The organism is Bacillus sp. YBWC18 (assembly GCF_002998775.1).
In the GTDB taxonomy this organism is placed as follows: Bacteria; Bacillota; Bacilli; order Bacillales; family Bacillaceae; genus Bacillus.
Genome location: NZ_PVRI01000005.1, coordinates 159,184 through 182,108, shown reverse-complemented (window position 1 = coordinate 182,108; position 22,925 = coordinate 159,184). Strand labels below are relative to the sequence as shown.

Genomic DNA, 22,925 nt, shown 5'->3' with positions numbered 1-22,925 from the left:
GCGGATATCACTCCGCACCTTTTAAGCTGTCCTTATACGATATATTTCTCTGCTTCAAAGATTCGTTTCGCCACTTCGCGCTTTTTGGCGATGACATTGATCGGGGTGAATCTTGTCAGTTTGCGAAGAGCTGACAGACTCATGCGGAGTGAATCTCCTTCTTCCATCGCGATCAAGGATTCTTTTGCATGGGCTTCAATTTTTAAGAAGGCTTCCTGCGTGAAAATTTGTGTGTAGGCAAGCTTTTGAGCGTTCTTTTCTAGCCCTGATGAAGCGATTGCCTTTTCGGTACGCAGAATCGCCGATTCAGCAGCAAAAATTTCATTGACGATATCCGCTATGTTCACAAGGATTTCTTGCTCTTTGTCTAAAGCTTTTCCATACTTCATCGCTGCCATACCAGATACCATAAGGGCGATCTTTTTCGCATGGGCGAGTAAATATTTTTCTTGATCAAGCGGCTGATCACCCGGCTCTTCCGGCATCATCATCATGAGCTCTTCCTGTAAGGTTTGCGCTTTTTGAAGCAGCGGAAGCTCCCCTTTCATCGCTTTCTTCAGGAATGTGCCTGGCACAAGCAGACGGTTGATTTCGTTTGTCCCTTCAAAAATACGGTTAATCCGCGAGTCACGATAGGCTCTTTCGACCTCGTATTCTTGCATGAATCCATATCCGCCGTGAATCTGCACGCCTTCATCTGCAATATAATCTAAAGTTTCAGAGCCAAGCACTTTACAAAGAGAGCATTCAATCGCATATTCTGCAATGGACTGGGCAATTTGTTTGCCGTCCTTTTGCTCTTCTTCACTTAATAGACCCATGCGCTGTTCAAATAATCCGACTGTGCGGTAAACAGCACTTTCCATCGCATAGAGCTTTGCCGACATGTTGGCTGCTTTTTCACCAATTAAGCTGAATCGAGAAATTGGTGTTTGGAACTGCTTACGCTGGTTTGCATATTCTGCCGATAATTGAATGACACGTTTTGACGCACCAATTGTCCCGACAGCCAGCTTGTAGCGTCCGATATTCAAAATGTTAAAGGCAATGACATGACCTCTGCCAGCTTCACCTAGTAAATTCTCCTTCGGCACTTGAGCATCTTCAAGAATTAACGTTCTCGTCGAGGACCCTTTAATGCCCATCTTTTTCTCTTCAGGTCCAGTTTTGACACCTGGAAAATCCTTTTCTACGATAAAAGCAGAGAAGTGTTCACCATCAATCTTCGCATATACGACAAAGACGTCGGCAAATGCGGAGTTTGTAATCCATTGTTTTTCCCCATTAAGCACATAATGGGTTCCAGCTTCATTCAGGACTGCAGTCGTTTTTGCTCCAAGAGCGTCAGAGCCTGATCCTGGCTCAGTTAGGGCGTACGCCGCAATCGTTTCTCCAGAAGCAAGTCCAGGCAGGTATGCTTCCTTTTGCGCTTGATTTCCGAACAGCACGATTGGCAGAGATCCAATGCCGACATGGGCGCCATAGGAAAGTGAGAAACTCCCTGCTCTGGAGAATTTCTCGGTAATGATGGCTGAACTGATTTTATCTAATCCGAGTCCGCCGAATTCTTCAGGCACATCAGCTCCTAGAAGTCCAAGCTCTCCAGCCTTTTTGAGAAGCCTGACGGAATGCTCGAATTCATGATGTTCAATTTGATCTATATACGGAACAACGTCTTGTAAAATATAATCCTCTGTTGTCTTTCCAATCATTTGATGCTCATCAGAGAAATCCTCTGGTGTAAAGATATGCTCATAATTCGTCTCATCAATTAAGAAGCTTCCACCCTTTTTTACATCTTCCATTGCTTTCATCCTGATTTCCCCCTTTAGATCAATTCAAAAATTCCTGCTGCTCCCATGCCCCCGCCGATACACATTGTGACGATGCCAAATTGCTCGTTTCGCCGTTTCATTTCATGAATGAGTGACAGTGTAAGTTTCGTTCCTGTACAGCCGAGCGGATGCCCTAGCGCGATTGCCCCGCCATTGACATTCACTTTCTCTTCATCGATCCCTAAATGACGAATGACTTGAATTGCCTGAGAGGCAAACGCTTCGTTTAATTCAAACAGCCCGATATCCCTCAGCTCAAGTCCAGCGATTTTCAGCGCACGCGGAATGGCTTCAATCGGACCGATTCCCATCACCTCAGGCGGTACGCCGCCAACAGCAAACGCCCGGAACTTGGCGAGCGGCTGAAGGGAGAGTGAGGATGCTTTCTCACGGTCCATCATCATCACACACGCAGCGCCGTCACTTGTTTGTGAAGAGTTTCCTGCGGTCACCGTGCCTTTTGTTGAGAAAGCCGGACGCAAAGTGGAAAGAATCTCTTCCGTTGTCCCCGCTCTCACGCCTTCATCCTGTGAGAACGTGAATTGATGTTCTTCTAATTGATATTGCTCCCCTATCCGCCGCTCTGTTACATCAACGGATACGATTTCATCTGAAAATTTCCCTTCCTGCAATGCTTTGGCTGCCTTTTGATGACTTCTTACCGCAAAGGCGTCCTGATCTTGACGTGTGACCTGATACTTTTGCGCCACTTGCTCTGCCGTGTGGCCCATGCTCATATAATATTCAGGCGCTTGCTCTGCCAATTGAGCATTCGGACGAATGGAATGACCCATCATCGGTACCTGTGACATCGATTCGACTCCTCCAGCTAAGATCGTTTCTGCCTGACCGAGCATAATCCGCTCACCCGCATAAGCGATTGACTGAAGACCAGATGAGCAGTAACGGTTGATAGTGATGGCAGGTACTGTATATGGAAGTCCTGCTAACGCCCCAATATTCCGAGCCACATTTAACCCCTGCTCTGCTTCTGGTGTTGCACACCCAATGATCAAATCGTCTATCTGTCCGTCGTAATCACCGGCACGCTTTAGTGTTTCTTTTACACACAATGCGCCCATATCATCAGGCCGAACATGTTTTAACGATCCTTTTTTCGCCTTCCCTACTGGTGTTCTCGCGCCAGCGACAATGACTGCTTCTCTCATTTTGACTCCCCCTTAGTTACGTAAAGGTTTTCCTTTGACGAGCATGTGCTGCATGCGTGCCTGTGATTTCACTTCTCCTACAAGACTTAAAAAGGCTTCCCTTTCAAGCTCTAATAAGTATTGCTCCTCTACCTCTGTTCCAAATGGCAGTTTCCCGCCGGAAATGACATGAGCTAATTTTTTGACAATGGTCATGTCATGCTCTGAAATGTATCCAGACAGTCTCATATTTTCAGCAGCCAATATCATTGCTGCATAGCCTGTTTCTCCCATGACGGGCACCTTCTGCTTGAGCGGTGCACGATAACCCGCTTCATCAAGAGAGAGCACGAGTTGTTTCGCATCATAGATCAGGTGGTCCCCGTTCATACTGATTCGGTCACTCACGCGGAGCATGTTCATATCCCGCGCTTCCTCAGCCGAAGTAGATACTTTAGCCATTGCTATCGTTTCAAATGTTTTCAGCGTGGCATCTTGTATAGCGGTCTGTGTCGGCTTAGCTGATCCTTGCAGATGGCGAAGGTATAATTCTTTGTTTCCACCGCCGCCTGGAATCAGCCCCACTCCAGCCTCGACAAGACCCATGTATGCTTCACTGGACGCTTGAATAGCTGCTGCCGGCAGACAAACCTCTGTTCCGCCTCCGAGTGTCATGCCAAACGGTGCAGCAACGACTGGACGATCGCTATATTTCACCTTCATCATTGCCTGCTGGAAGCGGCGGATCACAAAGTCAATTTCAAAGAAATTATCGTCCTGAGCTTCCATTAAAATCAGAGCAAGATTGGCACCAACACAGAAGTTCTTCCCTTGGTTTCCGATGACAAGCCCTCTATAATTCTGTTCCACCTCATCGACAGCGCGATTGATCATGTCAATGACATCTAGTCCAATGGCATTGCTTTTGGAGTGAAATTCGAGCAAGGCGACATCATCACCGATATCAATTAAGCTCGCACCAGAATTTTTAAAAATCACGCCCTGCTTCTTTTTCAATTTCGCTAAAGAAATATTCTTTTCGTTTCCTTTTTCCTGTTCATAAGCCCCATTGTGATAAAACGCACGCTCTCCATCAGCATTCACTTGATAGAATGTGTCGTGTCCTTCTGACAGCATGTCTTGCACCCACTGCGGGATGCTGTGACCTTCTGCTTCCATGCGCTCGGCTGCTTTTTTCACACCGATTGCATCCCACAGCTCAAATGGACCGTGCTGCCAGCCAAATCCCCATTTCATTGCGTTATCGACGGACTGAATATCATCCGCAATTTCGCCTTTTAACTGAGCTGAATAAAGGAGCACAGGTGCCGTCATGTTCCAAAGCAATTGTCCTGCACGGCCATCTTGATAAATAAGCGCTTTCAATTTCGCTTTCGTCCCTTTTTGCTGCTTCGCCATCTCAATGCCTGGATCTTTAAGCTTCGTTCGTTCTCCATACGTGAGCGTCACAGGATCAAGTTCTAAAATGGCCTTTCCATTTTTTTGATAAAATCCTTGCCCTGCCTTGCTGCCAATCCATCCTTTTTCAAGCATTGTTTCAATAAACTCAGGCAGCTGGAAAATATCTTTTTCCTTTCCTTCTACTTGGTCATATACGTTGCGAGCTACATGGGAAAACGTGTCGAGCCCTACGACATCAAGTGTACGGAAGGTCGCACTTTTCGGTCTTCCAATGAGGGGTCCTGTGACCGAATCCACCTCTCCAATGGTGTATTTGTTTTCAAGCATTTCACGCACTGTCACAAGGAGTCCATAAGTACCAATACGATTGGCAATAAAGTTCGGCGTATCTTTCGCTTCAACGACGCCTTTACCAAGTACATCCTCGCCAAACGTTTTCATAAATTGGAGTACTTCTGGATCTGTTTCTTGAATAGGAATGATTTCTAAAAGCTTTAAATAACGGGCTGGGTTAAAAAAGTGTGTGCCTAAAAAGTGGCGTTTAAAATCATCTGATCGGCCTTCTGCCATTTTTTCAACCGAAATACCGGATGTGTTACTTGATACGATGCTGCCTTCTTTGCGGTGTTCGTCGATGAGAGAGAATACGTGTTGTTTGATGCTGAGTTTTTCAGTGACGACTTCAATGATCCAGTCAGCATCATGTAATAAGGAAAGGTGATCTGTGAGATTTCCCGGTGTGATGTATGATAGGTTTTTTGCTGATGTAAGAGGTGCTGGCTTTTGCTTTAACAATTTTTTCATCGCTTCTTGACTTAATCTATTCCGAACACTAGGGTGATCAAGCGTTCTCTTTTTCGCCGTTTCTTCCTTTGTCAGTTCGTTTGGCACAATATCTAGCAATGTTACTGGTATCCCGATATTGGCTAGATGCGCAGCAATGCCTGAGCCCATGACACCTGAACCAATGACAGCCGCCTTGCGAATATGTTTGCCCATAAATATCCCCCTAAACATTTTGAATGAACAGTCATTCATTTTTTGTCCAAAAAAAAGCAATGCCTCTTTCTTTATCTTAAAAGATTTTCCGAAACAGTTCAAGAGCGGATTTCAAAAATTTACACATTCTGATGTGCCTTACTTTGCGGCGTATGAATTAAAGATGAGAGGGCATTGTAAGAATGGAGGTGATGTCCACATGTCTCGTTTGAAGAAAAACCCATCGAAAGCAGGCGTAAGTGCTGCAAGTGTAAAAGGAAACGCAGGTCCATCACAGGAAGCAGACCTAGGCGGTAAAAAGACCAGTCAAAATCAGCAATATAAAAAGAATCAGTAAGGAAACAAAATCGTAAGGAGGAACACATCTTGAACAATCAGCAAATGAATATGCCCCCGCAAGTCATTTCAGTGAAAGATTCCTTGTACTTAGAGGATATGCTGAATTGGAACTTGATCGCTATGAAAAAGGCTCACTTTATGGCCGAGCACTGCCAAGACCAGACTTTGAAACAAGAATTAAATCAAGTGGGCCAAATGCATCATCAGCATTACACACAAATTCTTCAGCATTTAGGCAGCTCAGGGCAAGGCCAGTCTACTGGCTTTATGCAATAGGAGGAAAAAACATGGAACAGCAAAACCAACAAAAAATCGGGAATCCACAAACTCCGGTTCCTACGACAACAAACATGAATGATCGTGATTTTGTCACAGACCTTTTGTCGACTGAAAAATATATGACAAGCGGTTACAACACAGCGCTCAATGAATTCAGTCATGAATCTCTTTACCAGGATATTCAGCGAATTGCGCTAGAAACTCAGAAAACACAAAGACATTTATATGATGTCATGTTCCGATATGGCTGGTATTCTGTTGAAGCCGCTGAACAGCAAAAGCTCCAGCAGGCACACCAGAAATTCCAGCAAACACTGACAGATCAATCTCCATACGGACCATCACAGATGTCATAAAGAAAAACTGCCAGTGTAGTGCTGGCAGTTTTTTAACGGTCTTGATTGGCTCGATGAGCTTCGTTCATTTGTTTGATCCGCTGAATTGTTTCTTTGATTTCTTCCTTCGCCTCTGGATACGTTTCATTAAAGTGCTTTGCTAGAGGCGGCATGCTTTTTGCAATATGAGAATAGATCACCCACTGTTTCACATCTTGTTTCAGTGCGTCTGTTGATTCACCAAGCAGCAGCTCTGTATATTTATCAAGCAAGCCCTCAAGCTTTTCATCTAATTCATTTCCCATTGAGTTTCCGCTCCCTTTTTAAGAAAAAAGCCTGACTCTGTGCGTAACAGATGTCAGGCTTTTGACATACGATTATCTTGCAGCAAGAAATGTCTCCGCTTGCGCTTGCTGTACAATACAGCGTCCTCTACCGTGCGGAATGCATAATGGTGTTCCAAATAAAGGATCTGTCGTCACTTGGCAGTTCATATCAAAGACATTTTTCACAAGATCACAATTAATGACTGTTTCTGGTCTTCCTTCTGCATAAATCGTCTTGTCTTTAATCGCCACAAGGTGATGAGCATATCTGCATGCGAGATTCAGGTCATGAAGAACCATGACAATCGTGCGTTGCTCTTTTTCATTTAAGTCAAACAGAAGGTCTAGAATTTCAATTTGATGCGTCATGTCTAAATACGTCGTCGGCTCATCTAACAAGATAATATCCGTCTCCTGTGCTAACGTCATCGCAATCCATGCACGCTGCCTTTGTCCACCTGATAATGAATCGACTGTTCGATCAGCGAGGTCTTCCATCTTTGTTGACTTCAGTGCGCGATTCACCGCTTCCTCGTCTTGCTTCGACCACTGCTTCAGCCAATTTTGATAAGGATATCTGCCTTGTTTCACTAATTGATGCACGGTTAATCCTTCTGGCGCTTCTGGTCCTTGCGGAAGAATGGCGAGCTGTTTCGCTACTTCCTTTGTTGGTAATTTGGCAATGGAATGACCTTCAAGCAGGACAGAACCACCCATTGGCTTCATGAGACGGGCCAAAGAGCGAAGTAGCGTGGATTTACCGCATCCATTGCTGCCAATAAATACTGTGATTTCACCCTTAGGGATTGATACATTTAGTTCATCTATGATCATTGTTTCTCCGTAGCCTAAGCTTAAACCTTCAGTAGAAATGGCACTCATTCCGCTCAAACGCTCCTTTTCTCATGCAAATTTTTTATATGAAATATCGTCTATGTATAGACGGAAAAGATCACTTATCTCAATTTAGTGTATCAGATTTAAGTGATCTTGAAAATCATTTTCAATTAAAAAATGAGAAAGTCTCGTTTTACTTCTTCTTTTGGAATGTACGTTTGGCCCCATCTTCAAGCTTAATATCGACCTGAATCCGCTGATAATCATCGTCTAGATTAAAAGCGGCTAATAGCTCATTTACATACGCATCATTGATCTTCTCACTAGGAATAGACATATCATTTAGCTTCATCTTCATCTCGCGTAATGCTTCTTCACCTTCATAGCGGACACCGTTCATATGATCACGGATAAGTGCTTCTTCTTTGCCTTTCGCCTGACGATAGGTGGCTTCGTATAATTCGCTTTTCTGCCCGTATTGAACATGCAGGTGGAGATGCTCAAATGGAAGTTCCTTCATTTGAACCGCTGAGAGACTCTCTGCTTCTGCTTCCTTTGTTTGCTGCAACGGTTCGATTGATTGGCAGCCAGACAGCATAAAAAGCAGCACTCCTATTTGTCCCGCCTTCTTCCAACACATCATGTGCTTCCTCCTATTTCTTATCATCGCTTTTTATTCTTCTCCATCCTGCTTTTCGTTATTCAATAAAACAGCGGACTATGGTAGATTGAAACAAAAAGGAGAACGAGATGATGAAAAGAACAGCCATTGTAACTGGTGCCAATAGCGGCTTTGGCAAGCTCATCACGATAGGTCTCGCCAAGCAAGGCTATACAGTGATTGCAGGGGTCAGGCAGGAAGCCAATGCAAAAAAGCTTGCCGAAGAGATCAAGCAAGCCTCTTTATCCGAAGCGATACATATTGAAGCATTAGATGTGACAGATACGCAGTCGATTCAAGCATTTCAGAAAAAGCTACATGCTTACGCCCCCATTACCCTGCTTGTCAACAATGCGGGAACAGCCTATGCGGGTTTTGCTGAAGAGGTTCCTGTTGACACGTACCGCCAGCAATTTGATGTAAACGTCTTCGGAGTCATGGAAATGACACAAGCCGTCCTTCCGTTTATGACAAATGGTGCAAAGATATTCAATATGAGCAGCATCAGCGGATTAATGGGAATGCCCGCACTTTCTCCATATGTATCCTCCAAGTTTGCTTTGGAGGGCTATACAGAGAGCTTGCGCATTGAACTGGCCTCGTTCGGTATACAGGCAGCCTTGATCGAGCCAGGCTCTTTCCAAACAAATATTTGGAACACGTCTATGAACGAGCACATGTTGCAGCCAGGGGAAGGATCGAAATACACAAGCATCTATCAAAAGATGATGGTTTATATCAATGCCCAGAAAACCAACTACGGTGACCCGCGTGAAGTCGCAGAGCTTGTGATTCGATTAGCCGAGAAGAAACGGCTGAAAAAGTTGAGATATCCGATTGGGAAAGGGGTGCGACTTTCATTCACAGCAAAGCAGCTCTTGCCTTGGAGCATGTGGGAAAAGATCATATTACGTACACTCTCTTCAAAAAAATAAGCATAAAAAAACAGGTAGACCTTTAACGTCCACCTGTTTTTTCATTTATTCGGTTTCAGACTGTCCAAGGGTAATGTCTAGATTTTTATTTTTCCCTTCACGAATGACAGTCATTGTCGTTTTATCGCCGACTTTTGTTTCTTTGTACAAAATTTCTTTCAGCTGAGAGCTGTTTGCCACGTTTTTCCCTTTGAATTTGATGATGACATCTCCAGATTTCAAGCCTGCTTTTTGTGCAGGTGATCCTTTTGATACATCTTTTACATAAATCCCTTTGCCGATTTGTTTATCAAATAAGCCGAGCGTATTTTCTTGATACGTTTCAGGCACTTGCTCAAGGTCAATCATTTGTACGCCAAGGTAAGGACGTTCAACCTTTCCATTTTTCAACAGCTCATCTACAATCGGTTTGACATCGTTACTTGGAATCGCAAAGCCAAGTGATTCCACACCGCTTTCGCTAATTTTTAAACTGTTGATGCCAATGACTTGACCATCTGTATTGATAAGCGGTCCCCCGCTGTTCCCGGGGTTAATCGCTGCATCTGTTTGCAGTACATTCATTTCCACCGTACCAGATGATGTGTTCGCTTCAACTGTACGATCAAGACCACTAATAATCCCTTCTGTCACAGTACCAGAGAACTGTGCACCGAGCGGGTTCCCAATTGCGATCACTTTGTCTCCAGCACGGAGCTTAGAAGAATCACCAAAGCTCGCCACTTTATCAATGCCGTCTGCATTGATTTCAACAACAGCTAAATCTGTCATCACATCATTGCCGACCAGCTTTGCGTCTTTTGTTTTCCCATCATAAAGAGTGACCTTCAGTTTATTGGCACCCTCGACTACGTGGTTATTTGTAATAATGTACGCTTTTTTGCCATCTTTTTTAAAGACGACACCAGAACCCGTTCCAGCTTCAGCTTCTGTTGAGTCACCGCTAAGGCCAAACGAATTTTGTGTAGATTGATAGTTTGAGACTCCTACAATGGTTGGCTCTAAATCTTCTACCATATCAGCGACATTCGTGGCATTGGTGATTTGTTTTGTTGAGAAATTATCAGAAGCTGCCGGCTCACTTGAAGCTGTTTGCGTTTGTGTGTTTGCAGCTGTGTCCTGTGACTGCGGCAAAAGCGGTGTAATGCCAAGCACAAGGCCTCCGCCAATAATCCCTCCAAGGATCGGACTGAGCCATGCCGCTTTCCGCTTTTTCTCCTTTTTCGACGCACGGTCATCCTCCATTTGAGGAGAATGGTTTGTCACACTCTCCTGAGTGGCAGATGCTTCGTTTTCATGAGGTTGATAAACGAGTTCCTTTTCTTTTTCTGGTTCGTCTATTTGTTTCTCATTCTCTTGATGCACATCTTCTTGATGATTCATCTTCTTCTCTTCATCTTCTCTTCGGAAATCCATCGCTTGCACTCCTTTACATCGTGTTCATGACTTGCTTGATTCATATGTTTAGATAGGACTCATGTCCTCTTAATGGTAATATCATTGAAGATACTTCATGACAATATGTCAAATTATATAATACTTATTGATAGAAAAAAAGCAAGGTGCGCACATTCGTGAAAAGCACCTATTGATCTACCTTTTGTCTATGCCCTTTTTTCCCTTGAGCTTATCATAAACAAACATTATGGGATAATGATGAGAAGAATATGTGAAATTGTGAAAAAAGCATGTGATTGTTGACATGCCGCCTTTGTATCCCGTTATAATGACGTTGAGAGGATGTGGAAGACTTTGTCGTACACCATTTATTTAGTGGAAGATGAACAAAACTTAAACGAACTTTTAACCAAATATTTAGAAAGTGAAAATTGGAATGTCTCCTCTTTTTTAACCGGAGAAGCGGCACGCCGGGCAATGAACAAGCCGCCGCATCTATGGATTTTAGATATCATGCTGCCTGATACAGATGGCTACACACTCATTAAAGAAATCAAAGCCGCATCACCTGACGTACCGGTCATTTTCATTTCGGCACGCGATGCAGATATCGACCGTGTCCTCGGCTTAGAGCTGGGAAGCAGTGATTATATTGCGAAGCCATTTCTTCCGCGCGAGCTGATCATTCGGGTGCAAAAGCTGCTTGAGCTTGTGTACAAAAATAGCGATACTCCACAGCAGAAAAGCGTCACACCCGTCTCCTCCTATGTCATTCATGAGGATGTAAGAGAGGTGTATGAAGGAGATCAGCTGATTAACTTAACTTCTAAGGAATTTGACTTGCTGCTTTTATTTACACATCATCAGGGCCATGCTTTTTCTCGTGAAGATATCCTCGTCAAAATTTGGGGACACGATTACTTCGGAACAGATCGTGTGGTCGATGACCTTGTCAGACGGCTACGCAAAAAAATGCCCGACTTAAAGGTCGAGACCATCTATGGATTTGGCTACAGGATGCTAAAAGGATGAAGAACAAACCGCTCGCTTTTCAAATTTGGGTCGTCATCTCTGGTATTTTGCTCACGATCTCGATTGTCCTGATCATCCTATTTTCCAATACATTACGAAACTTTTTCACGAATGAAATTTATAAAAATATCGAAAATGAACAGCAGGTGCTCACAGAATATCCGTTGAACCGAGACGGCTCGCCAAAGTCGACACCGGAAAACCGCTCGGTGCAGCACATTCTGATTCCGTCAGATGAATTAAACCAAATGACGCAGTTTTTCCCGCACGCCTTTATTGAGAAAATCCAAGCCTTTGTGAAAAAACAAAAAAGTGCAACGAAACGCTATTCTGAAGAGGTGAATGGCCAGCACATCTTTTTTGTCATCAAAAAAGTATCAACAGACAATACACAATATATTCTTCTGTCCTATGCACCAGACTCTTATCGAGACGACCTGTCCTTTACGCTGTTTAAACAGCTGATATTTATCCTGGGCACCGTTATTTTATTAAGCTGGATTCCATCGATTTGGCTTGCCCGCTACTTATCCCGTCCAATCGTTGCGTTTGAAAAGCACGTGAAGCGGATTGCGCAAGAGGACTGGGACGACCCTGTCATCGTTGACCGGCAAGATGAGATCGGGAAGCTTGGTCATACCATTGAAGAAATGAGACAAAAGCTCATTCAAAAGGATGAAACAGAACGGACTCTTTTGCAAAATATATCACATGACTTAAAGACGCCTGTCATGGTCATCCGCGGCTATACGCAGTCGATTAAAGATGGTATTTTTCCTAAGGGAGATCTTGAACAAACGGTGGAAGTCATTGAAGGTGAAGCGGAAAAACTTGAGAAGAAAATCAAGGATTTGCTGTACTTAACAAAGCTTGATTATTTATCAAAACAACACCCCGCACATGCTTCCTTCCTACTCAGTAATACGATGCTGGAAGTGGTCGACCGAATACGCTGGTCGAAAAATGAATTGCAGTGGAACGTGGACTTAGATGATGAGGCTGCTCTTGAAGGCGATCCAGAACAATGGAGCAAATTATTTGAGAATGTACTAGAAAATCAACTCCGCTACGCAAAAAGTAAAATTGATATCCAAATGAAACAGGAAGAGGATCAAATACGCATTGTCATTCGTAACGACGGTCCTCCCATTGAAGAACATATGCTATCCAGCCTATACGAACCTTTTAGTAAGGGAAAAAAGGGCGAATTCGGTATTGGATTAAGCATTGTCAAAAAAATTCTCTCCATGCATCAAGCGTCTATATCAATTGAAAATGATGATCTAGGTGTACGATATACGATCACGGTTCCAAAGAAGAGACTGTAGGTTTTTGACCGCAGTCTTTTTTAGATGAATGAATACCCATTGAAATCACGGTATGTGGCTTTGATTTTCTTGCCAGCTTGATACATCCATTTCTTTTCAATGGTTGTCTCTTTCGGCATTTTGACTTTTTCTACTTGTATTCCTTTTGTTCGCAAGCGTCTCATCATATCATCGATTTCTCTCATGGAACATCATCCTTTCACATTTTTTGACCAGTTGGTCACCTTACTTTATAATATAAAGAATTACACTGTAAAAAACAAGTTACAATCTGATTAATTTTTGAAAACTTTCGTCGTTTATGACCGATAAGTCACATCTCTTTGCGCACGTTTCCTAAGACATTTGTCTCTCGGTAAGAAAGGATGACATTCATATTGAAAAAGAAAGAAAAAATGATCATTGAGGCCGGCATGAAATTGTTTGCCAGCAAAGGCTACAATACAACGTCTGTTCAGGAAATTGCGGATGAATGCCACATGTCAAAGGGTGCTTTTTATCTTTATTTTAAATCAAAGGAAGCACTGCTCATTTCAATCTTGCATTACTATTATGATAAGGTATTTACCCGGATTCACGAGGTTCAAACAGAGGGCGGCACACCAAAGGAAGCCTACCGAAAGCAGCTCACTGTCTACTACGATAATATTTTGCAGCAAAAGGATTTTATTAAAATGCAGCTGAGCGATCGAGCACTGCCAATGAATGAAGAAACGCAGCTGCTCGCAAAACAAATCAGACTTGCCACCATTCAGCTTCACATTGATAACATTAAGCAGGTATATGGAGATGCAGCGATTCCTTATATGGCTGATCTTTGTTTGACGATTGAAGGCATGAGCCACGTTTATTTCGAGCTTGCGATTTTATATGATTTTCAGCTGGAGGCTGAGGAGCTAGCCGCAACGATGATTCACCGTATCGATGATTTGATGGGCGGTATGATGGAGCGAAATGATATCCCGCTCATCTCTGTAGATCAAGCGAGCGATTGGTTTGGTCCTATTTACGAACGGTCATTCGACCCGCTGACAGAATCCCTTTTAAAAGAATTAAGAGAGCAGGCTGAAGCACACTATGAAGTGAAAGACGAGCCAGATTTATTTGAAGCGCTTGGCATTTTAGAAATTGAATTAAACAAACAAAAACCAAGACAAGTCATCGTAAAAGGCATGCTGTATCAATTAAAATTATACGCACCGCTCCAAACCAACTCTGAATCACTTATGCGTATTTTGAAAGAGGATCATTTGTAGAACCCAGGGCAGTCCCTGGGTTTATTGTTGTGATAAAAAATCAAAATCTTTATATGTCAGTTCAGGAAGTTTGTTAGCTTGGACTCTTTTTAGCAAGTCATCTACATATCTTTGAACAGCAAGCATGTCACAAGGAAAATCAAATTCAAATTCTTCCTCTACCGACAGTGTGACCATACAATACGAACAGGTTGGTTTAAAGCCAAGCATATCGTCATTGAAACTTAAAACATCTTCATACGACTCTTCTGATAGCTCAAAATGAGAAATCAACAATATATCAATATGATTCCCACCTTCAGGTCGTCTTTGATCAATATATAACAAAAAGGCTGACTCCTCCGTCCCCTGCGACATTACTTGAAAAAATTCTACATCACGTGTCCGCAACCATCTAATAAACCTTGTCTTTAACGTTCTCACAATTATTCTCCCATATAAAAACCAGGGGCTGCTGCCCCTGGTTTCTTATTTTGCTTTCGGTGTCACCATTTCTTCTGGTTTCACAAACTCTTCAAACTGCTCTTCTGTTAAGAGCTCTAATTGAAGTGCTGCTTCTTTTAATGTTAAACCTTCTTTGTGAGCAAGCTTTGCAATTTTCGCTGCATTTTCATATCCGATGTGCGGGTTGAGTGCCGTCACAAGCATCAATGAATTGTTCAAGTTTTTCTCGATTGTTTCTAGGTTTGGTTCGATTCCAACTGCACACTTGTCATGGAATGAGTTCATGCCGTCAGCAAGTAATTCAACTGATTGTAAGAAGTTATAAATGATGACCGGCTTAAATACGTTCAGCTCAAAGTTTCCTTGGCTGGCGGCAAAACCGATTGTTGCATCATTCCCCATGATTTGTGCTGCAATCATTGTTAAAGCTTCACTTTGAGTTGGGTTGACTTTACCTGGCATAATGGAGCTTCCTGGTTCATTTTCAGGAATGATCAATTCACCAATTCCGCAGCGCGGACCGCTTGCCAGCCATCTCACATCATTGGCAATTTTCATTAAATCAGCTGCAAGTGCTTTTAGGGCACCGTGTGCATACGTAATTTCATCATGGCTTGTCAGCGCATGGAATTTGTTTGGTGAAGAATTGAATGTTTGACCTGTCAGTTGGCTGATTTCCTCAGCGACATATTGTCCGAACTCAGGATGTGCGTTAATCCCTGTACCAACAGCTGTTCCGCCAATCGCAAGCTCTCTCATTTTTTCAGTTGATTCTAGGATCATTTCTTTTGAACGATCCAGCATGTACACCCAGCCGCTAATCTCTTGACCTACTGTCAGTGGTGTTGCGTCTTGTAAGTGCGTACGGCCGATTTTAACAATCTCTTGATACGCTTTTGCTTTCTCATCAAGAGTGGCTCTTAATTGATCAATCGCCGGCAATAATTTTTTGTACACAGCTAAAACAGCTGCCACGTGCATAGCAGTTGGGAATGTGTCGTTTGAGCTTTGGCTGCGGTTGACGTCATCATTCGGATGAATGCTGAACTCACTATTTTTATCTTTCAAGTAAGCAGTTGCTCTATTTGCAACAACTTCGTTCATATTCATGTTACTTTGCGTTCCACTGCCTGTCTGCCATACAACAAGCGGGAAATGCTCGTCATACTTTCCACTGATGATGTCATCACATACAGCAGCAATTGCTTCTGCTTTTTCGCTTTCAAGGTTGCCAAGACGTTCGTTGGCAATCGCTGTGCTACGTTTCAAAATTGCAAACGCATTCACAACTTCCTTTGGCATTTTCTCAGAACCGATTTTGAAATTTTCTTTGCTTCGTTGTGTTTGTGCACCCCAGAACTTGTCCTTTGGCACCTTGATTTCGCCCATTGTATCTTTTTCGATTCTAAATTCCGTCATTATGTATCCCTCCATAGCTTCTCATCACTCAACTCTATTCTATACAAAAAACCAAAATCCTTTAAGCGTTTTCAATTAAAATTTTATCTTTATTTTAATTTTAGTTCAATATAAACGCGGACATCTTTCGAATATTTGTATTTTGGGTTCGTTTTTCCGTAATCCTTTGATGTATATGTCACTTCATAATGCTTGTCAAACGACTGTAGAATACGGTCAATCTCCTCTTTTGTTCCTGCTAAACGAATTTGCGCCATCTTGTTTCCTCCAAAACCCTCATTCTTTCTTTTACCACAAAATAATGTAACACAGAATATTGTTTTTTCAAGCAGGTAATGCTAAGAAAAAGTTATTGAGGCGGGTGATCCTTTTGAATCAGACTCCATTGAAAGAGCACTTATACGATAATCTCTCCGTCATTCTCCCGCAATTAAAGGAAATGGACGATTTGGTTCATGAGAAAAAAACGCTGCCTCACGGGCAAGTCGTTTACTATTTATACATAAAAGAAATGAACGAAAAGATGGAGATTCAAACCTTTTTAAAGCTGCTTCTCCAAGATCATACGTCTCTCACAAAAGAGAAGCTGGAATCCAATTTATCGATGATGACCACACGTTCGGTGAAGACCTCTGAACAATTGGTCGATGCGATTTTTGAAGGGCATTGCGTGGTGCTCATTAATGGATTTCAGCATGCGTATATTTTAGAAACGCATGGAACGAAGAAACGCAGTTTAGGGGATGCTACCTCTGAAACAGTCGTAAGAGGACCAAAAATTGGCTTTATTGAAGATTTAAATACGAATTTAGCGCTTGTAAGACAGCGCTTGAAAAACCCCGATCTTAAAACCGTCGATATGAAGATTGGTCTACAGAAATACACTCAGGTGACCATCATGTACATCGACGGTATCGTTCAAGTGCCTGTTTTAAAGGAAGTCAAAAAACGGCTCAAGCAAGTCACCATTGATGATATACAAGACTCTGGTGTTCTTGAGGAGCTGATTGAAGACAATGTGTATTCTCCTTTCCCGCAAATTCAAAACACAGAACGGCCGGATAAAGTGGCGTCTGCTTTAAATAATGGCCGGGTCGCCATCTTTGTCGATCATTCACCTTTTGTGTTAATTGTACCTGCATCCCTTGCGACGATTATGCAATCACCCGATGATTATTATGAAAGATGGATCGCCGCCTCTCTTATTCGTTTGCTGCGGTTTACCTCGATCTTTCTGACGTTATTTTTATCAGCCATTTATATTGCGCTTGTGTCGTTCCATCAAGGTCTTTTGCCAACCACTTTGGCTATTACAATCTCGAGCACAAGGGAAAATGTCCCGTTTTCACCCATTGTCGAGGCACTCATCATGGAGATAACCATTGAGCTGCTGCGGGAAGCTGGCTTAAGGCTGCCAAACCCGCTCGGTCAAACGATCGGACTTGTTGGCGGGGTTGTCATTGGACAGGCTGCCGTTCAGGCACATATTGTCAGCTCAATCATGGTGATTATCGTTAGTGTCATTGCACTTGCATCCTTTACTGTTCCTCAATATGGGATGGGCATGTCCTTTCGTGTGCTCCGCTTTGTGTCCATGTTTACTGCGGCTACCTTTGGTTTATATGGGATTGTGCTGTTTATGCTTGTACTCCTTACTCATCTCACGCGGCAAAAAAGTTTTGGCACGCCTTATTTCTCACCAGATTTTGTGTTCAGCTATAAAAACGAAGACAATTCCATTATTCGATTGCCTTTAAAAAATCAACAGAAAGGAGAACGACATGGTCAATCATAAAGAGTCGATTACCAGCTATCAGGCAAGTGCCATTATTGCCAATACAACACTAGGCGCAAGTATGATGATTCTACCAAGATCAATGGCTCAGGCTGCGGCTACACCTGACGGCTGGATTGCACTCTTACTCGTGAGTGTCATTTACATTGTGTTTATTTTTGCAAATGTCCTCATGATGAAAAAAGTCCCCTTCTCCTCTTATTATGATTATACGAACGAGGGGCTTGGAAAATGGATTGGCGCTCTTGCCAACCTCTTGATTATTATTTATTTTCTTGGCGTCGCCAGCTATGAAGTACGAGCGATGTCGGAAATGGTGAAATTCTTTCTGCTTCAAAACACGCCTGTAGCGGTGACAATGATCAGCTTTATTATAGTTGGTTTTTATCTTGTGATTGGCGGGATTGGTGATTTAGCCAGGCTTTTTCCTTTTATTTTGATTGTGACGCTCATCATCTTATTTGTCGCTTACGGACTTAGCTTGCAAGAATTTAAGTTAGATAACCTCCGGCCCGTTTTAGGAGAGGGGTTCTCCCCTGTCTTCAATTCCTTTAATGCATCAGCAATATCGTTTGTTGGCATTGAAATGATGCTGTTTATGCCTGCTTATATGAACACGCAAAAACACACTTTTGCTTATGGAACAGTCGGCTTTTTGATTCCTGCGATTATTTATATTTTCACTTATATTCTTGTGATAGGTGCGCTGACGGTCAAAGAAACGGCGGCTTTGACTTGGCCGACCATTGCCTTATTCCAATCGTTTGATATTCAGGGGATTTTTATTGAACGAATTGAATCATTTTTGCTTATCGTTTGGCTGGTTCAGCTGTATACAAGCTTTGTCGGATATACATTTTTTGCCGCAATCGGGGTATCCAGACTGACCAAGTTTCCTAAAAAGGTAGTCGTCGCTCTAATGGGAATTGTCATTTACTTTGCAGCGATTTTCCCAAAGGATGTCGATACAGTGCGAGATTATTTAACCTATGTGAACAACCTCTTTTTCCTGCTGTTCGGCATTCTCCCGTTTCTCTTATTTATAATCGTTTTTTTCAAAAGGAGGCGGAAAACAGCATGAAAAAGAAGGCAGCTTTTGCTCTTTTGATGCTGGTTCTATTAAGTGGTTGCTGGGATAGTACAAATATTGAGGAGCTCAACATGGCGATTGGGTTTGCAGTAGATAAAGGGGACCAAGGACATAAATTAAAGGTGTCTATGCAAGTCCTCGTTCCTCAAAAGATTGATCAGGAAGCAAGCGTCAAAGACCCTACGAAAATCATTGAAACAAGCGGGGATTCTATGCATCAAATTTTCCGCACAACGGCGCTGAAAAGCCACCGCATTTTCGCCCAGCAGCTAAGGGTGTATTTATTTTCTGAGGAGCTCATCAATGAGAATAATTTCGACCTCGTCATTAATCAATTCATTCGAGACAATGAAACGCGGAGAGGCAGCCTCGTCTTTATGACCTCTGAGAAACCTGGGGACATGCTGAAAATCAATGACGACGGACAGCCAGCCTCTTCGACCTTATACGATCTTTCAGAAAACAGAAAAACGACCATTTCCATGTTCAAGACTGTCTCATTAGGAGATATTTCTTCTGCCATGCAAAACAATGTATCCTTTGCTCTTCCGAAAGTCAGCGTCGATCAAGGAAAATTAATGATCGACGGTGCCTCTATTATTAAGAATAGACGATTTCTCACCAATATCTCTCCGTCAGCAGTGGAGTCATATAATTTGTTAACAGGGGACGGAGAAGGCGGAGTCATACAATTTGAATATGATCACAGCCTCTACTCTTTTGAGATTTTCAAAATCAAGCACCGTATCAAAACGCATAAATCAGCCAGTGGAAAATATCAATTTGATGTGTCAGTGGAGCTTGATGGGCGATTGTCTGAGGATTGGAATGAACGCGAAAACGCTTTTAATGAAAAGTATCTCAGAGAAATCGAAGGCGCTGTCAAGCGTCGATTAGAGAAAAGCGTAAAGGATTTCATCGGAGAATTACAGCATGAGATTAAAGCAGATATTTGCGGGTTCTATCAAAAGGCGAGTATTGCCTTCCCAAAGGACTTTCGAAAAGAAGCAAAACATTGGGATGAGATTTTTAGTGAATCAGATATTCGTTACAAAGCAAATGTGAAAATCCGTGACTTCGGGACTAAGGGCGCAACACAATCCTGATAGAGTATGTTAAAATGGTAAGAAAAAAAGGGTGTCAATCATGAAACGAGCTTTACTTTCGGCCGGCATTCTATTTTTGATTCTAGGAATACTCCTGTTAGTCGTTGTATTCATGCAATCAAAAGAAGATTTCTTCATTGAAGCCGACAGCTTTTCGAGCACATTTTTGATCGTGATTTATTATGGACAAACCCCTGCGCTCCTTCTTATTGGAGGCGGTTTATTCGTCGGACTTTCACAGATCATTGGTTTGCAGGAGAAAAAAGCAGCAGTGGCAAAGGAGAGCGTACAGCTATTATCCGAGATGAAGAAAGCCCTAGAAGACAAATCGGCCGAGGAGCAGGAGGCTTTTCCAGTTCCTGAGCTCCATCAACTATCCGAACGTCCGATCACAGGACAGAAGGGCTAATTTTACGCATGTTCTAGCAGCTTTCATTTGAAAGCTGTTTTTTTATTTTATTGAATCAGCTTATGACGATGCGCATACACAGCCGCTTGTGTTCGATCTTCTACATCGAGTTTGGAAAGAATGTTGGTAATGTGTGTCTTCACTGTTTTAATTGTAATAAATAGTTCCTCGGCAATGACCTTATTCGATTTTCCATCCGCAATCAGCTTCAAGATTTCCATTTCTCTTGCTGTTAATGCATCATGAAGGATCGATCCATTTGAGGAATGACGGAGTTTATTCATCACCTTTCCAGCCACTTTTGATTCAAGTCTTGGTTCGCCGATACTTGCAGACCGAATGGCATCCGCAATTTCTCCTGCCTTGGATGTTTTTAATAAATAGCTTAAAGCACCTGCCTCAATCACTGGATAGACTTTATCATCGTCAATAAAGCTCGTCAGAACAATAATTCGAGCATCTTCAATTTCCTGACAAATTCTTTTCGTTGCTTCGATGCCATCCATTCCTTCCATGACAAGATCCATTAAAATCACATCTGGCTTTAATTCAACCGCAAGCTCTACACCTTTTTGTCCATCTGACGCTTCACCAATGACTTCAATATCAGCCTGCGCCTCTAAAAAGGCAGCAAGCCCCATTCTCACCATTTCGTGATCGTCGATTAAAAGTACTCGAATCATCGAACGTTCTCTCCTTTTCCTTCATCAAAAATGGGGACCTTCACATCGATTTGTGTTCCTTTTCCCTCAAATGACATAATCTCTGCGACACCGCCTACTTCACTTGTTCTTTCACGAATCGATTCAAGTCCGTAGGAAGCTGTCTTCACATGATCTGTTTGAAAACCGATCCCATTGTCGATAATCTTCAGCTGCACCTGCCGATTTCGAATGAGCAGACGTACCGTCACCTTTGTCGCCTTTGCATGCCTGAACACATTTGATAGGGCTTCCTGTACAATTCGGAAGAGGTGATCCTCTACTCCTTTAGACAGCGGAACATCATCTTCTATTTCCCAATCAATATCAATCGGCTGCTTTGCTTGAAATTCATTTAGGAGTTCAATCAAGCCTTTTTTCAAGTCTTTTCCTTCAAGGGTGATCGGTCTTAGATGAAGCAAAAGCGCACGCATTTCATTTTGTGCATCGCCAGCCATTCGTTCGACTAGGCGCATTTGCTTAAAAATCTTTTCATCCCTTTCCTTCATGCCTTCAAGAATCGCAGAGGTCATCATCGAAATCGCAAACAACTGCTGGCTGACCGCATCATGCAGTTCTCGTGCTAAACGCTGACGTTCTTCTGAGACGACCGATTTCTTCATTTGCACCTGCCATTCAGCCCGCTCATTCGAGAGCTTTTGCAAAGAGGCTACTTGTCCTTCAACTCGTTTCGCCATTTCATTTAATTGATCTGCCGCTAAGCCAATTTCATCGTCGCCAAGAGATGGCAGTCTGTATGCAAAGTTCCCATTTTCAAACTTTAAAATCGACTCTACAAGCTGATCAAGACGCTTCTTATGCTGATAGCCAAATACATGCGATGCAGAAACCCCAATGGCAATACTAATGATCAGTAAAATACAAAAAAACGGGATGCCGAACCAGCGGGTAGAGAGGAGAATCATCGGATCAAGCTGATAATAAAAAAACATAGGCAGCATCGTCATGATGACAACACCAAGCGAGATCCCTACTCCAAGACGAATAGATTGCCACTGGATACCTAGATGGAGTTTCCTCATAAGTATCTCACATCCACATCTCCGATCAGTAAAGAGATGGAGATTTTCACTTTTCGTTTGCTCTCATCGTAATTGTTGGTCATCACATACACTTTACTGCCGAATCCGCTTCTTTTTTCATCGATAATTTTCATATCACCAATTGCAGCTGAAGCACTCACACATACTTCAATATCCTGCGGTACGTAAATATCCACATCTCCGATGAGCCCGCTAATCACGATCGTGCTCTCTTCTTCTGCGATAATGGCCTTTGATAAGTCGATTTTGACATCCCCGATAAACCCTGAAATCGTCAAATCACTTAATTGAAACGGCTTTTTCATCAGCCTGACTTCACCGATAAAAAAGTCATGCTCTTTGCGCGGCTTTGTCTGGCTCTTTGTTTTCTTTTGGTCGCCCTCTTTTTCAAGATTGACTTTCAGTGAAGGCTTTCTATCGTCCGATGCTTCCTTTTTATCGACATCAAAAACGGGTTTGTTTTTCAATAAACGATAGCCGGCATATATCAAAAAGGCCGCAAATAAATATCCTGTGAGACTAAATGTAATATTGAGCAGAAATTTTAAAAAGAGAAAGCCGGCAAAAATATAGGAAACTGAACCGAGCCAACGTTTGGATCTTGAGTGCAGCCAATAGCCAGCCAGCGCAAAAAACACAGGCCAAAACAAATCGGCTCCGATCCCAATAATTTTGAGAAATAGATTAATACCAAAAATCACGACAATGATGCCTAAAATTTGATTCCTTGAAAAACGCAGTTGACTCGCCTCCTTCCTTTCTTCCAT

At 42.6% G+C, this 22,925-nt stretch carries 25 protein-coding genes; 11 read left to right on the top strand and 14 right to left on the bottom strand.

The genetic code is table 11. From position 1 onward, the window contains the following. Positions 1-32: 32 nt before the first annotated feature. From C6348_RS14670 to C6348_RS14660, 3 genes are read right to left on the bottom strand one after another with little or no spacing between them, the layout of a single operon-like run. Entirely contained in the window at positions 33-1,814 is a 1,782-nt protein-coding gene (locus tag C6348_RS14670; protein ID WP_106043605.1) for an acyl-CoA dehydrogenase family protein, read from the bottom strand. 14 nt (positions 1,815-1,828) lie between these two features. Further along, positions 1,829-3,004, bottom strand: coding sequence for an acetyl-CoA C-acetyltransferase (locus C6348_RS14665; RefSeq protein ID WP_106043604.1), 1,176 nt, complete (start codon positions 3,002-3,004; stop codon positions 1,829-1,831). Positions 3,005-3,016: 12 nt separating this feature from the next. Beyond that, entirely contained in the window at positions 3,017-5,404 is a 2,388-nt protein-coding gene (locus C6348_RS14660; protein ID WP_106043603.1) for a 3-hydroxyacyl-CoA dehydrogenase/enoyl-CoA hydratase family protein, read from the bottom strand. Between the two features lie 199 nt (positions 5,405-5,603). Between C6348_RS14660 and C6348_RS14655 the strand changes: the two genes are divergently transcribed. From C6348_RS14655 to C6348_RS14645, 3 genes are read left to right on the top strand one after another with little or no spacing between them, the layout of a single operon-like run. Then, positions 5,604-5,741: a YuzL family protein gene (locus C6348_RS14655; RefSeq protein WP_003212904.1), complete on the top strand. Its 138-nt coding sequence runs from the start codon at positions 5,604-5,606 to the stop codon at positions 5,739-5,741. 26 nt (positions 5,742-5,767) lie between these two features. Further along, positions 5,768-6,019 carry a hypothetical protein gene (locus C6348_RS14650; RefSeq protein ID WP_223249598.1) on the top strand — a complete coding sequence of 84 codons (252 nt, stop codon included), beginning with the start codon at positions 5,768-5,770 and terminating at the stop codon, positions 6,017-6,019. Between the two features lie 11 nt (positions 6,020-6,030). Next, the gene (locus C6348_RS14645) at positions 6,031-6,378 is read left to right on the top strand and encodes a spore coat protein (RefSeq protein WP_034659918.1); all 348 of its coding nucleotides are present in this window, start codon (positions 6,031-6,033) and stop codon (positions 6,376-6,378) included. Between the two features lie 32 nt (positions 6,379-6,410). On the opposite strand, the gene C6348_RS14640 is transcribed toward C6348_RS14645, so the two are convergent. The 3 genes from C6348_RS14640 to C6348_RS14630 all read right to left on the bottom strand — a co-directional run bounded on the left by C6348_RS14640 (position 6,411) and on the right by C6348_RS14630 (position 8,160). Next, complete coding sequence (locus tag C6348_RS14640; protein WP_066030425.1) at positions 6,411-6,662, bottom strand: YusU family protein; 252 nt, start codon at positions 6,660-6,662, stop codon at positions 6,411-6,413. A gap of 72 nt (positions 6,663-6,734) precedes the next feature. Beyond that, positions 6,735-7,565 carry an ABC transporter ATP-binding protein gene (locus C6348_RS14635; RefSeq protein WP_003213584.1) on the bottom strand — a complete coding sequence of 277 codons (831 nt, stop codon included), beginning with the start codon at positions 7,563-7,565 and terminating at the stop codon, positions 6,735-6,737. Positions 7,566-7,713: 148 nt separating this feature from the next. Further along, positions 7,714-8,160 carry a YusW family protein gene (locus C6348_RS14630; RefSeq protein WP_189293922.1) on the bottom strand — a complete coding sequence of 149 codons (447 nt, stop codon included), beginning with the start codon at positions 8,158-8,160 and terminating at the stop codon, positions 7,714-7,716. Positions 8,161-8,273: 113 nt separating this feature from the next. On the opposite strand from C6348_RS14630, the gene C6348_RS14625 reads away from it, so the two are divergent. Beyond that, positions 8,274-9,116: an oxidoreductase gene (locus tag C6348_RS14625; protein WP_106043601.1), complete on the top strand. Its 843-nt coding sequence runs from the start codon at positions 8,274-8,276 to the stop codon at positions 9,114-9,116. 45 nt (positions 9,117-9,161) lie between these two features. Here C6348_RS14625 and C6348_RS14620 read toward each other — a convergent pair whose 3' ends face one another. Next, positions 9,162-10,532: a S1C family serine protease gene (locus C6348_RS14620; RefSeq protein WP_034659926.1), complete on the bottom strand. Its 1,371-nt coding sequence runs from the start codon at positions 10,530-10,532 to the stop codon at positions 9,162-9,164. 336 nt (positions 10,533-10,868) lie between these two features. On the opposite strand from C6348_RS14620, the gene C6348_RS14615 reads away from it, so the two are divergent. After that, positions 10,869-11,546 carry a response regulator transcription factor gene (locus tag C6348_RS14615; protein WP_066030424.1) on the top strand — a complete coding sequence of 226 codons (678 nt, stop codon included), beginning with the start codon at positions 10,869-10,871 and terminating at the stop codon, positions 11,544-11,546. Next, on the top strand, positions 11,543-12,874 hold the full coding sequence (locus C6348_RS14610; protein WP_106043600.1) for a sensor histidine kinase: 1,332 nt from the start codon (positions 11,543-11,545) through the stop codon (positions 12,872-12,874). Before C6348_RS14615 ends, C6348_RS14610 begins: the two co-directional genes overlap by 4 nt. Positions 12,875-12,894: 20 nt before the next feature. Here C6348_RS14610 and spxO read toward each other — a convergent pair whose 3' ends face one another. Continuing rightward, on the bottom strand, positions 12,895-13,059 hold the full coding sequence (spxO, locus tag C6348_RS18920; protein ID WP_095285802.1) for an anti-adapter protein SpxO: 165 nt from the start codon (positions 13,057-13,059) through the stop codon (positions 12,895-12,897). 192 nt (positions 13,060-13,251) lie between these two features. Here spxO and C6348_RS14605 point away from each other — a divergent pair, with 192 nt between their 5' ends. Beyond that, entirely contained in the window at positions 13,252-14,130 is an 879-nt protein-coding gene (locus C6348_RS14605) for a TetR/AcrR family transcriptional regulator (RefSeq protein WP_106043599.1), read from the top strand. Positions 14,131-14,151: 21 nt separating this feature from the next. Here the strand turns inward: C6348_RS14605 and C6348_RS14600 are convergent, their stop codons facing one another. The 3 genes from C6348_RS14600 to C6348_RS14590 all read right to left on the bottom strand — a co-directional run bounded on the left by C6348_RS14600 (position 14,152) and on the right by C6348_RS14590 (position 16,250). Next, the gene (locus tag C6348_RS14600) at positions 14,152-14,457 is read right to left on the bottom strand and encodes a hypothetical protein (protein WP_223251427.1); all 306 of its coding nucleotides are present in this window, start codon (positions 14,455-14,457) and stop codon (positions 14,152-14,154) included. A 141-nt stretch (positions 14,458-14,598) separates the two neighbouring features. Continuing rightward, positions 14,599-15,993, bottom strand: a complete 1,395-nt coding sequence (fumC, locus tag C6348_RS14595) for a class II fumarate hydratase (protein ID WP_034659931.1) — start codon at positions 15,991-15,993, stop codon at positions 14,599-14,601. Positions 15,994-16,082: 89 nt separating this feature from the next. Beyond that, on the bottom strand, positions 16,083-16,250 hold the full coding sequence (locus tag C6348_RS14590; RefSeq protein ID WP_003213147.1) for a YvzF family protein: 168 nt from the start codon (positions 16,248-16,250) through the stop codon (positions 16,083-16,085). 113 nt (positions 16,251-16,363) lie between these two features. Here C6348_RS14590 and C6348_RS14585 point away from each other — a divergent pair, with 113 nt between their 5' ends. The 4 genes from C6348_RS14585 to C6348_RS14570 are packed head-to-tail and all read left to right on the top strand — an operon-like array spanning position 16,364 to position 20,393. Next, positions 16,364-17,788: a spore germination protein gene (locus C6348_RS14585; protein WP_060597274.1), complete on the top strand. Its 1,425-nt coding sequence runs from the start codon at positions 16,364-16,366 to the stop codon at positions 17,786-17,788. After that, positions 17,775-18,869, top strand: coding sequence for a GerAB/ArcD/ProY family transporter (locus tag C6348_RS14580; RefSeq protein ID WP_034659933.1), 1,095 nt, complete (start codon positions 17,775-17,777; stop codon positions 18,867-18,869). Before C6348_RS14585 ends, C6348_RS14580 begins: the two co-directional genes overlap by 14 nt. Next, on the top strand, positions 18,866-19,984 hold the full coding sequence (locus C6348_RS14575; protein ID WP_106043598.1) for a Ger(x)C family spore germination protein: 1,119 nt from the start codon (positions 18,866-18,868) through the stop codon (positions 19,982-19,984). The genes C6348_RS14580 and C6348_RS14575 overlap by 4 nt, the downstream gene beginning before the upstream one ends. A 40-nt stretch (positions 19,985-20,024) precedes the next feature. Beyond that, positions 20,025-20,393, top strand: a complete 369-nt coding sequence (locus C6348_RS14570) for a hypothetical protein (protein ID WP_106043597.1) — start codon at positions 20,025-20,027, stop codon at positions 20,391-20,393. 47 nt (positions 20,394-20,440) lie between these two features. Here the strand turns inward: C6348_RS14570 and liaR are convergent, their stop codons facing one another. The 3 genes from liaR to liaF are packed head-to-tail and all read right to left on the bottom strand — an operon-like array spanning position 20,441 to position 22,925. Next, positions 20,441-21,076 (bottom strand): two-component system response regulator LiaR, encoded by a 636-nt coding sequence (gene liaR / locus C6348_RS14565; RefSeq protein ID WP_034659937.1) that lies wholly within the window; start codon positions 21,074-21,076, stop codon positions 20,441-20,443. Continuing rightward, positions 21,073-22,137: a two-component system sensor histidine kinase LiaS gene (liaS, locus tag C6348_RS14560; protein ID WP_106043596.1), complete on the bottom strand. Its 1,065-nt coding sequence runs from the start codon at positions 22,135-22,137 to the stop codon at positions 21,073-21,075. The genes liaR and liaS overlap by 4 nt, the downstream gene beginning before the upstream one ends. Then, positions 22,134-22,925: a cell wall-active antibiotics response protein LiaF gene (gene liaF / locus C6348_RS14555; RefSeq protein ID WP_189293921.1), complete on the bottom strand. Its 792-nt coding sequence runs from the start codon at positions 22,923-22,925 to the stop codon at positions 22,134-22,136. The genes liaS and liaF overlap by 4 nt, the downstream gene beginning before the upstream one ends.